Source organism: Ensifer adhaerens, assembly GCF_002940685.1.
Taxonomy (GTDB): domain Bacteria; phylum Pseudomonadota; class Alphaproteobacteria; order Rhizobiales; family Rhizobiaceae; genus Ensifer; species Ensifer adhaerens_E.
The window spans coordinates 146629-160008 of the sequence record NZ_PNFP01000016.1; the positions used below are offsets into that span (position 1 = coordinate 146629).

At 62.8% G+C, this 13380-nt stretch carries 12 protein-coding genes; 1 reads left to right on the forward strand and 11 read right to left on the reverse strand.

The annotated features are described in order from the left end of the window. Positions 1–194 precede the first annotated feature (194 nt). Positions 195–1403 (forward strand): hypothetical protein, encoded by a 1209-nt coding sequence (locus C1A35_RS27605; protein ID WP_104667432.1) that lies wholly within the window; start codon positions 195–197, stop codon positions 1401–1403. A gap of 25 nt (positions 1404–1428) precedes the next feature. Here the strand turns inward: C1A35_RS27605 and C1A35_RS27610 are convergent, their stop codons facing one another. From C1A35_RS27610 to C1A35_RS27660, 11 genes are all read right to left on the reverse strand, one after another. Next, complete coding sequence (locus C1A35_RS27610; RefSeq protein WP_104667433.1) at positions 1429–2511, reverse strand: ABC transporter ATP-binding protein; 1083 nt, start codon at positions 2509–2511, stop codon at positions 1429–1431. Positions 2512–2514: 3 nt separating this feature from the next. After that, positions 2515–3561: an NAD(P)-dependent alcohol dehydrogenase gene (locus C1A35_RS27615; RefSeq protein WP_104667434.1), complete on the reverse strand. Its 1047-nt coding sequence runs from the start codon at positions 3559–3561 to the stop codon at positions 2515–2517. A gap of 32 nt (positions 3562–3593) precedes the next feature. Then, on the reverse strand, positions 3594–4415 hold the full coding sequence (locus C1A35_RS27620; protein WP_104667435.1) for a carbohydrate ABC transporter permease: 822 nt from the start codon (positions 4413–4415) through the stop codon (positions 3594–3596). Beyond that, the gene (locus C1A35_RS27625; RefSeq protein WP_043612248.1) at positions 4415–5275 is read right to left on the reverse strand and encodes a carbohydrate ABC transporter permease; all 861 of its coding nucleotides are present in this window, start codon (positions 5273–5275) and stop codon (positions 4415–4417) included. The genes C1A35_RS27620 and C1A35_RS27625 overlap by 1 nt, the downstream gene beginning before the upstream one ends. A gap of 96 nt (positions 5276–5371) precedes the next feature. Then, entirely contained in the window at positions 5372–6649 is a 1278-nt protein-coding gene (locus tag C1A35_RS27630; RefSeq protein ID WP_043612246.1) for an ABC transporter substrate-binding protein, read from the reverse strand. A 225-nt stretch (positions 6650–6874) separates the two neighbouring features. Beyond that, entirely contained in the window at positions 6875–7807 is a 933-nt protein-coding gene (locus tag C1A35_RS27635) for a helix-turn-helix domain-containing protein (protein ID WP_104667490.1), read from the reverse strand. 95 nt (positions 7808–7902) lie between these two features. Further along, on the reverse strand, positions 7903–9135 hold the full coding sequence (gene pepT / locus C1A35_RS27640; RefSeq protein WP_104667436.1) for a peptidase T: 1233 nt from the start codon (positions 9133–9135) through the stop codon (positions 7903–7905). 309 nt (positions 9136–9444) lie between these two features. Continuing rightward, positions 9445–10257 carry a 4-hydroxy-2-oxoheptanedioate aldolase gene (hpaI, locus tag C1A35_RS27645; protein WP_104667437.1) on the reverse strand — a complete coding sequence of 271 codons (813 nt, stop codon included), beginning with the start codon at positions 10255–10257 and terminating at the stop codon, positions 9445–9447. An 8-nt stretch (positions 10258–10265) separates the two neighbouring features. Continuing rightward, positions 10266–11069 (reverse strand): 2-oxo-hept-4-ene-1,7-dioate hydratase, encoded by an 804-nt coding sequence (gene hpaH / locus C1A35_RS27650; protein WP_104667438.1) that lies wholly within the window; start codon positions 11067–11069, stop codon positions 10266–10268. Between the two features lie 4 nt (positions 11070–11073). Beyond that, positions 11074–11943 carry a fumarylacetoacetate hydrolase family protein gene (locus C1A35_RS27655; RefSeq protein WP_104667439.1) on the reverse strand — a complete coding sequence of 290 codons (870 nt, stop codon included), beginning with the start codon at positions 11941–11943 and terminating at the stop codon, positions 11074–11076. Beyond that, positions 11940–13376 (reverse strand): pyridoxal phosphate-dependent decarboxylase family protein, encoded by a 1437-nt coding sequence (locus tag C1A35_RS27660; protein WP_104667440.1) that lies wholly within the window; start codon positions 13374–13376, stop codon positions 11940–11942. Before C1A35_RS27660 ends, C1A35_RS27655 begins: the two co-directional genes overlap by 4 nt. Between the last annotated feature and the right edge of the window lie 4 nt (positions 13377–13380).

Sequence of the window (13380 nt, forward strand, 5' to 3'; positions counted from 1 at the left end):
TGGCACGGCGGGACGATTGGCGCGATCGAAAATGTCGGACCCGCCATCGGATCGGTTCGTTTGGCCATATTCTCGACACCGAGATCGCTGAGGTCTCCGGCAGGCTGGGACCACCTGGCGCTCACGAGCGCCCGCTCCGCGCGTCTCTTCGGAGATCCGGGGCGGGCGTTTTGCGCCTATTGAAAGATCACCACTTGTCACACGACAAATCGACTGGGCACGTCAAGAAGCGCATTGTGCTGCACTTTCCCGGCTTCGAGCCGCTGGATGCCGTCAAGCATCAGGCGCGCTACAAGCGATCGGCGGCAAAGACCGCGAAACTCCAGGATTTTAATGTTGAGGTCGGGCCGGTGCAGATCGAGGGGACCGGCCGCTACTTCGACGTGGACAGCCAGGGCGCCGATTGGCAAACGGCCAGCCGGGTCTTCATCTTCGATCACGACGATATCGTCAGGCGTCTGAACGGCCGCCGCACGTCGCATAGAATGGTCGCCGGCTACCTGAGCGCCGCGCGTGTCGTCTGGGAAGGCGGAGCATTCGGCTATTTTCGGCATGCCTGGCGGTTCGGCCTGTTCTTTCTCTTTCCGTTCCTGCTGGTGGCAATCGGGCTCGTCGTGAGCCTGTTGATCGGCACCGCGCCCTATTGGCTCGCGCTTGAGTCATCGCTTCTGGTCGTGAGCGCAATTGCCGCCTACCTGGCCTTCTTCAGGCTGTTCCTGCCCTGGTCGGACAGGTGGCACACCCTGCACCTCTTTTCCGACTGGGAACTGGCCGTTGCCGTCGCCAGTCTGGAAAAACCCTATGTAAAGCAATGGGTTGAGGACAAGCTGGCGTCCGTGCGCGCTGCTCTCAGCGAGCCGGCCGACGAGTATGTCATCAGCTCCCATAGCATGGGCTCCAGCATCGCCACCCAGGTTATCGGCACCTTGGTGGAGCGGGAACCGGACCTGTTTACGGGAAAACGCGTCGTCTTCGTCACGCTCGGCGGCGCGATCCTGCAATGTGCGCTGCTGCGCTCGGCCGAGGTCTTGCGCGCGCGTGTCGGTGCCATCGCCCGGGTCAAGGATATCTTCTGGTTCGATGTCCAATGCCTGACCGATGCGATCAATTTCTACAGATGCCAGGTCGTGGCACTTGCCGGACACAAGGACGCGCCGCAACCGCCCATCGTCTTCATCCGGCTCAAGCACATGCTGTCGCCCGAGCGCTATCGCCGGATCAAGCGCGACTTCCTGCGCGTCCATCGCCAATACGTGCTCGACGCCGATGTTCGCGCACCCTTCGATTTTACGATGATGACAGCCGGGCCGCTCCCGGCTGCCTCGCTCGCTAGTCCTTCTGACGGTGGCGAACTTGGTTCTGATAACGGAAACGGCGACAGCCGGGCCAAGGCAGCGGGCTGATCGTGTGTCCTGGGGGAGCGGGGCCTTACGGCTTTCGCAAGGACAATCCGCTTTCCCGATCGAACAGGTGCATGCTTTCCGGCCCGAACTCGAAAGAGACGGCCTCCCCAGGATTCGGGCAGACGCTGGCCTTGACCAGAGCACCGATCTCCTTGTCGGCAAACGCGAAGGTCACCAGAGCGTCGTTGCCGTGAAATTCGACGAGATCGGCAATGCCGGAGAGGCAGCCTGAAGCGGTCGCTGTTGGTTGCAGGTCGGCCGGGCGAACACCGAGCACCAGCTGCTGACCATGGCGCAGGCTGAACTTTTCATTCGGAACGACGAAGTTGCCGCCGGCGCTGCGCAGCAACCATGCACCTTCGGTCCTTTCGGCCGTGACGTCGATGAAGTTCATGTTGGGCGTGCCGATGAAGCCGGCGACGAAGAGCGTGCGCGGCCGCTCGTAGATCTCTGCGGGGGTGCCGACCTGTTCGATCGCGCCGCCCTTCATCAAGACGATCCGATCGGCGAGCGTCATCGCCTCCAGCTGGTCGTGCGTCACATAGATCGTCGTGGTCTTCAGCTTCTGGTGCAGCCGCGCGATCTCGACGCGCATGTGATTGCGCAGCTTCGCGTCGAGATTGGAGAGCGGCTCGTCGAAGAGGAAGACGCGCGGCGTCTTGATCATGGCGCGGGCGATCGCGACGCGCTGCTGCTGCCCGCCGGACAGCTCGGTCGGCTTGCGGGCGAGATAGGGCTCGAGGCCGAGCGTTGCCGAAACAGCGCGAATGCGCGTATCGATTTCCGCCTTCGGTACCTTCATGCGCTTCAGCCCGAAGGCGATGTTGTCGTAGATCGTCATATGCGGATAGAGCGCATAGTTCTGGAAGACCATGGCAACGCCGCGGTCGCGCGGCGGCAGGTCGTTGACCGCCCGCCCGCCGATCGACACGGTGCCGCCGGAAATGTCCTCAAGTCCGGCGATCATGCGCAGAAGCGTGGACTTGCCGCAGCCCGACGGCCCGAGAAATACGATGAATTCGTGATCGGCGACATCGAGGTTGAAATCCCTGATCACATCCACGGCGCCGTATTGTTTGTCGACGCCGGAGCAGACGATGTTCGCCATGGCTCAATCCTTCCCACTGTCCATGATGATCTGCAGCTTGATATCGGTCGGTCGCGCCGAGGCGGCTCGCTCGAAAGCCTTGATGCTGTCCTTGAAGCGGAACGTCTCGGTGATCAGCGGCTTCAGGTCGACCTTGCCCGAAGCGATCAGTTGCAGCGCCCGATCGAAGATGTTGGCATAGCGAAACACCGTTTCGATGCGGACCTCCTTCGAGATCGCGCCGGGCACGTCGAACTGAACGGCTTCGACCGGCAGCCCGACCAGCACGATGGCACCGCCCGGGCGTACCAGGTTGAAGATGCCGGAGAATGCCTTTGCGCTGCCGCTCGCTTCAAAGACGACGTCCGCGCCCCAGCCGTCCGTCTCGGCGGAAATCACATCGACAAGAGAACCTTCGGCAATGTTGACCGGGGTGATGCCGGGATATTGCGCGGCGATCGCCAGTTTTTCGGCACTGAAATCGGAAATGAAGACGCGGCTGCAGCCGCCGGCAAGGGCGGCGAGCGCAACCATGATGCCGATCGGGCCACAGCCGATCACGGCCGCGACATCGCCGGGCACGATCCGGGCGCGGGCGGCCGCCTGCATGCCGATCGCGAAGGGTTCGACCATGGCACCCTCGGCAAAGGAGACATTATCAGGGAGCTTGTAGGTGAAGGCGGCCGGGTGGATGACGAAGGGCGCCAGCACCCCATGCACCGGCGGCGTCGCCCAGAAGCGCACCTTGGGGTCGACATTGTAGATGCCGAGCTTGGAAGCGCGGGAGGTCAGTTCCGGAACACCCGGCTCCATGCAGACGCGGTCGCCGACGTCGAGCGTTTCGACATTGCTGCCGACTGCGACGACGGTGCCGGCCGCCTCATGCCCGAGCACCATCGGTTCGCGCACCACATAGGGGCCGATGGCGCCGTGGGTGTAGTAGTGCACGTCGCTGCCGCAGACGCCGACCGTGTGGATGGCGATCTTGACATCATCGGGACCAAGTTCCAGCGGGAGATCGATCTCCCGGATTGCGAGCTTGCCTTTTTGCTCGAGGACCAACGCTTGCATGAAGAATTTCCTTGTTTTTTCAGTCTTGGGATTCATTGGGTCTTGCGCTTGAAGGCGCTGTTGAGCATGCCGCTTAGAACCCCGATGAAGAGCAGCGGCGGGATGGAGAGCAGCACGACGGATGCGTTGAGGATGCCCCAGGGCACGTCGCGACCGAGCTGCGTCAGCTCCGAGGCGACGATCGGCAACGTCTTGGCGTCGGACGTCGTCAGCATCAACGCAATCAGGAATTCGTTCCAGACGAGCACGAAGGCAAAGGCGACAGCGCCGATCAGCGACCGAAGGGCAATCGGCAGCGCGATAAGGAAGAAGATCGCATAAGGACCGTAGCCATCGACGCGGGCAGCCTCCTCGACTTCCTTCGGCACCCGCGCAAAGGCCGGAACACTCAGCCAGATGATGGTCGCGAGCGTCAGCAGCGAATAGGTGACGATCATCGACAGGCGCGTGTCATAAAGCCCGAAATCGAGCCAGATCACCATCAGCGGAATGGCGATCGCTACCGGCGGCAGGAAGCGCAGCGACAGTACGAAGAACTGAATGTCGCGGGACCAGCGGTTGGGATAGCGCGCGATCGCATAGGCGGCCGGCAGGCCGAGGACGGCACCGATCAGCACCGCGGCGGCCGATATCAGCAGCGAATTGACGAGGCCGGCAAAGACGCTTTCGCGACCGAGCACATAGGCGAAGTTGTCGAGCGTTGGCTCGAAGATGAAGAGCGGTGTCGGGGTGACGATGTCGACGCGGTTCTTGAAGGCGTTGAGTGTCGTCCAGACCATCGGGAAGACGGCGGAGAAGGCGGCGAGGCCAAGGATCAGCCGGCCGATGAGACGGCCAATGGTGTGAGCGGTCATCACTGAACCCTCTTCCAGATGAAGGTGAAGGCGATCGAGGTGGCGATCATCATCAGAACCGCCATGCTGGAGGCATAGGAGATGCGGCCGGACTCGATGAAGCCTTGCGAGAAGGCGTACATGTCGAGCGTTTCGGTTGAGATGCCGGGGCCGCCGCGGGTCATGACGTAGATCAGGTCGAAGGCGCGCAGCGACTCGATCATCTTGACGAAGGCAAGCGAGATCAGCGGCGCCTTCAGCATCGGCAGCGCGATGAAGGCATAGATCTCCCAGGTCCGAGCATGGTCGAGTTTTGCGGCCTCGAACGGCTGCGGTGGCAAAGTCTCCAGCAGTTTCAGAACGATGACAGCGAAGAACAGGCCCCATTGCCAGACGTCCACTAGCGCAACGGTCGCAAGTGCCGTCGCCGGATTGGAGAGCAGGTCGAGCGGCTGGCCAGTAATCGCCTTGTAGGGGTAGGTGGCGATGCCATAGAGCGGATGGAAGGCGAACTTCCAGACGAAGGCGGCCGATACCCGCGGCAGGATGACCGGCACCAGAAACAGAAGCGCCAGCAGATTGCGCGTGCGCGGCGAGACGCATTCGAACAGCAGGATGCCAAGGCCGACGGCGATCAGGAGCGTCATGCCGACGGTCACCGCTTCCCAGGTAAGAGAGACGCCGATGGCGTTGATGAAGCGCCGATCCGAGAACAGGTCGATGTAGTTGGCAAAGCCGATAAGATTGCCGTCGGGACGACTGAGCTCCCGGTTCTGGAAGGAAATGTAGATCGCATAAGCCGTCGGCACGAGGGCGAGAACGGCGAGGATCCCCATGGCCGGGGTGAGGAACACCGCCGGCAGGTTGTTTTTTTGGCTCATGTCATGACGTCCTGCGGCTGAACGCGAAACGCGCCACCGATGGTGCGGTGGGCCACCGACCGGCTTTCCGCCTGCCGATGGCCCTGGGAGGAACGGTTACTGGCTGCGGGCAACCAAGTCCTTGGCAAAGCCGTCGAGCTCGTCGAGGCCTTCCTTGATGTCGGTGCGCGTTCCGGTGATCAGCTCCTCGAGGATGATGCCCCAGCGGTCGCCAAGATCAGGCCATTGCGGGTTCTGCCAGAAGTTGACGGCGGTGACCTTGCCGGTATCGGCGAGCGCCTGGCCGAGATCGGGGCCGTAGAGTTCGGCGAATTTCGGGCTGGTCATGATGCTGGTGCGATTGAGTTCGCTAAACTGTCCAGCTTCGAGCCGCCGGGCCTCGTTTTCCTTCGAGGTCGCCCAAGCGACGAACAGACCGGCGCAGGCCTTGGAGGCCTCATCCTTGTTGGCCTTCATGCCGATCGCGAGACCATGGCCGTAGCCGCCGCCCGTCAGCGGTGCCGGAGGCGGCAGATAGCCGACCTTGCCGGCCACCTTCGAGGACTTCGGATCGATCGCCATGCCGACGAGCGGCGTGGATTCGATCAGCATCGCCACCTGGCCGGAGGTAAATGCACCAACCGCTTCGTCCCAGCCGCCGGTCTGGCTGCCCGGTGCCGAGTACTTGAAGAGTTCGAGATAGGTCTCGGTCGCCTTGACCGCCTGTTCGCCGTCAAAAACCGGCGTCTTGCCGTCGAACCAGTTGCCGCCAAAGCCCTTGAAGAATGGCATCCAGCGCCAGACATTGGCGCCCGAACCGCGCTGGCCGCGAAGGGCCGTGCCGTAGATGCCCTGGTCGGGCTGGTTGAGCTTCTTCACTGCGGCAACATATTCATCGAGCGTCTTCGGCGGCGTAATGCCAGCTGCCTCGAGCAGGTCCTTGCGGTAGACCATCAGGTCGCCGCCGCCGGTGACCGGCGCAAACCAGACCTTGCCGTCATAGGTGGCAACCTTCTGCCGGCCCGGATCGAAATCGGCGTAGTCGTATTCCGCCGGATAATAATCCGTCAGCGGCGCGACCCAGCCGGCCGACGCAAACAGCGCCACATTGGCTTCGTCGATGTAGTAGACGTTGTATTTGCCGATGGTCGAGGCGTCGGCCTTGGTCTTGGCGCGCCGATCGTTTTCGTTGAGATAGTCGATCTCGAAGGATGCGCCGCCGGATAGCTTCTCGAATTCGGACTTGTAGTCCTCAAGAAGCGTCAGCCCGTCGCGCGGCTGGGCCAGCACCTTGATCGTGCCGGAGCATTCGGCCGCGACCGCAAGAGTCGTCAGGCCGGTGGAAAAAAGGCATGCAAACGCGATGCTCGAAACGAGCGTTTTGGCTTTAGTCATTGTGAAAAGACCTCCCCAGGTCTGCGATGCGCGCCGGATACTCCTCAGGTCCGGTGCGTCTCCTCATAGCGAACCGTTTCGCTGATCCTGATGATAGACCTTACACTCCGCCGAACTAGCGTGCCCGATGCGGCGATTCTATACTTTCATGCGGAGTTCTACCCACATAGGACTATTTGCAGCGCAGCAAATGCAAGGATTCATCGTTGGCGCCGAAAATTGCGCCTAGGAGCGGGAGGTCCGGCGCTGGCTGGTCAGCCGCCGGTAAGCCGATGGCGTCATCTTGTGCTGACGCAGGAAGGTGCGGTTGAAATTCGAGATGTTGAGATAGCCAACCTCGAAGCAGATGTCGGTGATCGGCATGTCGGTCTCGGCGAGCAGCTTGCAGGCCTGCCAGATCCTCAGCTTGTTCACGTGGTCGGTAAAGGTGTTGCCGGTGTTCTTCTTGAAGAAACGCGAAAAGGCGGTTTCGCTCATCCCGGCGCCTTCGGCGAGATCGGCCAGATGGATGTCGGTGGCGATGTTCTCGTAGATGAAGGCAAGCGCCCGGCGCAGCACATCCAGCGATTCCTGATCGAGTTCCGGCGCGAATTCCGGCGATGACAGCAGCTCGTACTCCTCGGTGTTGACCAGGAGGTCCAGCAACTGGATGAAGAGCGAAAGGCGTGAGAGCCCCTTGAGGCCGCCCATTCGTTCGATCAGGTCCGCGCCCTGCCGGCGGGCGTCCCCGTGAAACACCAGCCCGCGCTCAGCGCGGGCAAAGAAGGCTTCGAGTTCTGCAAATTCCGGCAGCGCGTCGGTGATCTCGCGCATCCGGTCCGGATGAAACTGCATGACGATGTCGCGCCCTTCGATCACCTCGCCGGGCTCGGTGACCGTCACCCAGTCATGCGGCAGGTTGCTGCCGATGACGGTGAGATAACCCGGACCGAACTGGCCGATATGGTCGCCGACGAAGGCAAGGCCTGTGGCCTTGCGGATGAGATGGATTTCGATCTCCGGATGGAAGTTCCAGACGTTGCGTTCCCAGGGATAGTTGTCGAGACGCCAGAGGAAGCTTTCGTTGACGCCGGTGACGATGTGCTCGAAGGTCGGCGGGTTCGTTGCGAGCGAAGCGGGCTTTGCCGGCGCGCGTTTTGAACCTCGCGCCGGACTCATCGCATGATCCTCGTCCATCCCGTGCCTATCGGACGTCTCCTTTGGAGAAGGGGCGGCCGCCTATCGCTGTCAGGCGGCCCGTTACTGGAAAAATGTCAGGCGCGCTCGGCCCAGATCTTTGCCAGTTCGACCAGCGTCTTCACGCTCAACTCCATGTCCTGGTGGCTCACCCATTCGAGCGGCGAGTGGAAGGCATGACCGCCGGCAAAGAGATTGGCCGACGGCAGGCCCATGAAGGAAAGCCGCGAACCGTCGGTGCCGCCGCGGATGCTGCCGCGCATCGGCTGCATGCCGGCGCGGCGGATCGCCTCGATGGCGTTCTCGACGATCTCCGGGTGGCGGTCGAGGATCGCCTTCATGTTGCGGTACTGCTGCTTGACCTCGAAACTATAGGTGGAACCCGGATAGGCTTTCATCACGTCCTTGACGATGGACTCGAGCATCGCTTCCTTCTGGGTAAGGCCAGCCTCGTCGAAGTCGCGCACGATGAGGCCGATTTGCGCCCTGTCCATGGAGCCGGTCACGCCGGTCGGATGCACGAAGCCGTCGCGGTCCTCTGTGCCTTCGGGAGACACGTCTCTTGGTAGCCGGCCAATGATCGCCCCGGCAATCTTGATTGCGTTCTCCATCCTGTCCTTGGCAAAACCCGGATGGATCGCCACGCCATGAATGACGATCTCGACGCCATCGGCGGAGAAGGTCTCGTCCTCGATATGGCCGGCGGTTTCGCCGTCGACCGTATAGCAGAACTCGGCACCGAGCTTTTTCAGATCGACCTTGTCGACGCCGCGACCGATCTCTTCGTCGGTGGTGAAGAGCAGCTTGATCGTGCCGTGCTTGATATCGGGATTGGCGACGAGAACTTGAGCGGCAGTGACGATTTCGGCAAGGCCGGCCTTGTCGTCGGCGCCGAGCAGCGTCGTGCCGTCGGTCGTGACGATGTCATTGCCGATCTGGTCGTTCAGAACCGGATGGTCGGCGACGCGGATCACCTGCTGCGGGTCGCCTACAAGCTGGATATCGCCGCCCTGGTAGTTGCTGACGATCTGTGGCTTGACGTTGGTTCCCGTGAAATCGGGCGCCGTGTCCATGTGCGAACACCAGCAGATGACCGGCACCGGCTTGTCCACGTTCGAAGGAATGGTGGCGTAGACATAGCCGTTCTCGTCGAGATGGGCATCGGCAAGGCCGATCGCCAGCAGTTCCTCGACGAGCACGCGACCCAGGTTCTTCTGCTTCTCCGTGGAAGGCTGGGTCTTCGACCTGGCGTCGGACTGGGTGTCGATGACGACATAACGGAGGAAGCGGTCGAGAACGGTATCGGTCATGAGCGGGATCCAATGCTGGTGGGCGTGGAACCGCTATACTCCCGCGTCACGATTCCTCAAACCGGATTCGGTGGAGGGAATGTCGAGGCTATTGGCCCAGGCCCGTAACGTCTGGTGGTCGATAAGAAAGCCTGCGTCGACATCTGAAATGCTTCGAGTGTCAAATGGCGTCGTCTTTCGTCCCGGTCGACCTTTACCGTCCGCGGCAACAGGTCGTCGGCAGTCGGTTCTTTCGGTTCCCTTTGCATCTCCTTGGTCAGATTGAATCATGACGATTGTCTCCGACCAAGTCGATGCACCGAGCGCGCTTCAGTAAGTGCCGCCCGATCGCCCTGTCGTTCCGGCATCGCCACTCCGAGCTTTGAACTCCGCAGCGAGCTTGGACGTCGCGCCGACCAGCAGGCTGACGTCGTTGCCGACGGCGACGAAGGTGGCGCCAAGTTCGAGGTAGCGGCGGGCAAGCGCCGGATCGGACGTAAGAATGCCGGCCGCTTTCCCGTGCGACTGAATGCGCAGCAGCGCCGCTTCGACCGCCTCCTGCACTTCCGGCGCGCCCGGCTTGCCGAGGAAACCCATGTCGGCGGCGAGGTCGGCCGGGCCGATGAACACGCCATCGACGCCGTCGGTCGTCGCGATCGCGTCGAGCGCGGCGAGACCGGCGCGGCTCTCGATCTGTACGAGCAGGCAGATCTCGTCATTGGCGGTCTGCAGATAATCCGGGATGCGGTTGAAGGCCGACGCGCGGGCAAGGGCAGCGCCGACGCCGCGCACCCCATGCGGCGGGTAACGCACGGCCCGCACCAGCGCGCGGGCCTGTTCGGCGCTTTCGACCATCGGCACCAGAAGCGTCTGTGCGCCGATGTCGAGGATCTGCTTGATCATCCAGGTTTCGCCGATCGGCGGGCGCACGATCGCGTGGCTTGGCGACGCTGAAAGCGCCTGAAGCTGCGCTGCCAGAAGCGGCACGTCGTTCGGGGCATGCTCGGCATCGATCAGCAGCCAGTCGAAACCGGCGCCGCCGCAGACCTCGGCGGTATAGGGGTTGGCAAGCGCCAGCCAGAGCCCGATCTGCGGGCGCTTCTCGGCGAGCGCCTGTTTGAATGGATTGCGCGGAGCGGGCATGGTCTGTCCTATTCGAAGTAGCAGCTGACGGTGCCGGAGGGGCCGAAGTCGGCGACGATGGTGTCGCCATGGCGGGCCTCGACCGGACGGATGAAGGAACCGGCAAGCACAATCTGGCCGGCCTCGATGCGATCGCCATAGAGCGAAAGGCGGTTGGCGAGCCAGGCGATGCCGCGGGCCGGATGGTTGAGCACGCCGGCGCCGAGCCCGGTCTCCTCCACCTCGGCGTTGCGCGAGACGATCGCACCCATCCAGCGCATGTCGATCGCATCGGGCCGCATCTGCCGCCCACCGAGAACGATGCCGGCATTGGCGGCATTGTCGGAGATGGTATCGACGATGGTGCGCGCCTTCTTCGTCTCCGGATCGACGCGCAGGATGCGGGTGTCCAGGATTTCGAGTGCCGGCGTCACGTAATCGGTGGCGTTCAGCACGTCGAAGACGGTGACGTTGGGCCCCGCGAGCGGTGCCTTCATCACGAAGGCGATCTCGGCCTCGATGCGTGGCTGGATGAAACGATTGCCCGGAACGCGCGCGCCATCCTCGAACAGCATGTCGTCGAAGAGCACGCCGGAATCTGGGATGTCGATGTTCAGCGCAGATTGCATTGCCTTCGAGGTGAGGCCGATCTTCCAGCCGATCACCCGGCGCCCCGCGGCGATCTTCTTTTTCACCCAGGCGGACTGGACGGCATAGGCGTCGTCCATGGTCATTTCAGGATGTTTGAGTGACAGCAGCCCGGTCTGGACACGCTCGCGTTCGGCGGTGTCGAGGGCGATGGCCGCCGCCTCGATCTGGGACTTTTCGAGCATGACGTCAGGCCTCGTCGGCGACAGGGTTGATGAGCGTGCCGATGCCTTCGGCCTCGATCTCGACGACATCACCGGGCTTCAGCCAGATCGGAGGATCGAAGCGGGCGCCGGCCCCGGTTGGCGTGCCGGTCACGATGACGTCGCCCGGAACCAGCGTCGTGAAGGTCGAGACATAGTTGATGATCTTGCGGAAGGAGAAGATCATCCGGCTCGTGCGGTCCTGCTGGCGTACCTCGCCGTTCACCCGGGTTTCCAGCCTGATATCGGCAAGCTGGGCCTCATCCGTAAAGGGCACCAGCCAGGGACCGATCGAGCCGGTGCGATCGAAGTTCTTGCCCTGGGTGACGTTGAACTTGGCGTGGCGCACCCAGTCGCGGATCGTGCCCTCATTGCAGAGCGAAAGTGCTGCGATATGGTCGAGGGCGCTCGCCTCGGGGATGCGACGGCCGCCTTTGCCGATGACGATGACGATCTCGCCTTCGTAGTCGAGCTGCGGACTCTCCGGTGGGCGGATCAGCGGCTGACCGTGACCGGTGAACGAGCGCGGAAAGCGGATGAACAGCGACGGGTTGGCGGGTGCTGCCTGGCCGTCCTTGTATTCCTCGTTGCGGTCGGGGAAATTGACGCCGACGCAGATGATCTTTTCCGGCGCCGGCACCGGGATTTCGTAGCGGATGTCATCAAGCGAGCAGTCGGCTGCCAATCCCGCCGCCTGTTCTGCAAGCCGGGTAAGGGCGCCCGCCTCGATGACTTCGCGCAGGGTCGGGTAGGTCGATCCGTGACGTTTGGAGAGGTCGATCAGGCCATTGCCGGAAACGAGACCGTAGCCCCGCCGATCTCCGACAGAAAAGGTGACGAAACGGGGAGGGGTCATCGGGAAGCCTTCGTTCTTTCGTGGTGTCCGTCGAGCGCGGCGGCGACCTCGACGATCACGTCGAACGCCGTTTCCGCATCCTTTTCCGTCATGTCGAACTGTCCGGCCTGGAAACGGATCGCCACGCGGCCGTCGACGCGGGTCTGGGTCAGGTAGATGCGGCCGTCGTCGTTGATTGCGTTGACGAGCGCGATGGTATGGGCGTCCGGATCCCCTTCGCTCAGATGGCGGAACGAAAACAGCGACAGCATCGGCGCTGTGACGATCTCGAAATCCTTGCGCGCACCAAGCCGCTCCGCCAGCCGCTCGGACCAGCGCACATGGTTGCGGATCATCGTCTGCAAGCCGTCCAGGCCATGGAAGCGCAACAGGAACCAGAGTTTCAGCGCGCGGAATCGCCGCCCGAGCGGGATCGTCCATTCCGAATAGTTGATGATGCCGTCGCGACCATGTGTCTTCAGGTATTCCGGCTGGATCGCCAGGGTCTTGACCAGGTCGTCCGGGCTGCGGATGAAATGCGCCGAGCAATCGAATTGCGCGCCGAGCCATTTGTGCGGGTTGAAGACGACGGAATCCGCCGCCTCGACGCCGGACCAGAGATGGCGGAACTCTTCGCAGATCATCGCGGCCCCGGCCCAGGCGGCGTCGACATGGACGTAGAGACCGTGCGCGTGGGCGACCCGCACCACCTCGGCGATGTCGTCGCAGGCACCCGTGCTCGTGCCGCCGGTGCAGGCAATCACGCCGGCCGGCAACAGGCCTGCTGCCTTGTCCTTCAGGATCGCCGCTTCTAGCGCGATTGTGTCCATTGCGCGCCGCGCCCCCTTCGCCGGGATGCGCACGAGGTTCTCCTCGCCGATACCCGACACCCAGATGGCCCGATCGATCGAGGTGTGGACCTGATCCGACGAGTAGATGCGCAGTTGCGGCTGGCCGGAAAGACCCTTTTTGTTGCCATTCCAGCCGAGCGCCTTCTCGCGCATGACCAGCACGGCCGAGAGCGTCGCCGAGGAGGCCGAATCCTGGATGACGCCGGAGAAGCCCTCGGGCAGGCCGATCGCCTGGCGCAGCCAGTCGAGCACCTTCGTCTCAAGCTCGGTCGCCGCCGGCGAGGTCTGCCAGAGCATGCACTGCGCCGCCATGGCGGTGACGAGATATTCGGCGACGACGGAGACGGGGGCGGCGTTGGCGGGGAAATAGGCGAAGAAACGCGGATGCTGCCAATGGGTCATGCCGGGCAGGATAATCTTTTCGAAGTCCTCGAAGATCGCCTGCATGTCCTCGCCGGTGCGCGGCGGCTGCGCCGGGATCTGGGCGGCAATCGCCCCCGGTGCCGTCTGCGCCCGCACCGGCCGGTCGCGGAGCGACGCCCGATAGTCGGCACCCCATTTCGCCGCCTTCAGCGACCATTCGCCGAAACTCTTCTGATCCATCCGC

Bases quoted from the DNA above. Each gene is read 5' to 3' on its own strand.
- C1A35_RS27625 (WP_043612248.1), bottom strand. From the start codon at position 5,275: ATGAGCCAAAAAAACAACCTGCCGGCGGTGTTCCTCACCCCGGCCATG.
- C1A35_RS27620 (WP_104667435.1), bottom strand. From the start codon at position 4,415: ATGACCGCTCACACCATTGGCCGTCTCATCGGCCGGCTGATCCTTGGC.
- C1A35_RS27655 (WP_104667439.1), bottom strand. From the start codon at position 11,943: ATGACCCCTCCCCGTTTCGTCACCTTTTCTGTCGGAGATCGGCGGGGC.
- pepT (WP_104667436.1), bottom strand. From the start codon at position 9,135: ATGACCGATACCGTTCTCGACCGCTTCCTCCGTTATGTCGTCATCGAC.
- hpaH (WP_104667438.1), bottom strand. From the start codon at position 11,069: ATGCTCGAAAAGTCCCAGATCGAGGCGGCGGCCATCGCCCTCGACACC.
- C1A35_RS27630 (WP_043612246.1), bottom strand. From the start codon at position 6,649: ATGACTAAAGCCAAAACGCTCGTTTCGAGCATCGCGTTTGCATGCCTT.
- C1A35_RS27615 (WP_104667434.1), bottom strand. From the start codon at position 3,561: ATGCAAGCGTTGGTCCTCGAGCAAAAAGGCAAGCTCGCAATCCGGGAG.
- C1A35_RS27635 (WP_104667490.1), bottom strand. From the start codon at position 7,807: ATGAGTCCGGCGCGAGGTTCAAAACGCGCGCCGGCAAAGCCCGCTTCG.
- C1A35_RS27660 (WP_104667440.1), bottom strand. From the start codon at position 13,376: ATGGATCAGAAGAGTTTCGGCGAATGGTCGCTGAAGGCGGCGAAATGG.
- C1A35_RS27610 (WP_104667433.1), bottom strand. From the start codon at position 2,511: ATGGCGAACATCGTCTGCTCCGGCGTCGACAAACAATACGGCGCCGTG.
- hpaI (WP_104667437.1), bottom strand. From the start codon at position 10,257: ATGCCCGCTCCGCGCAATCCATTCAAACAGGCGCTCGCCGAGAAGCGC.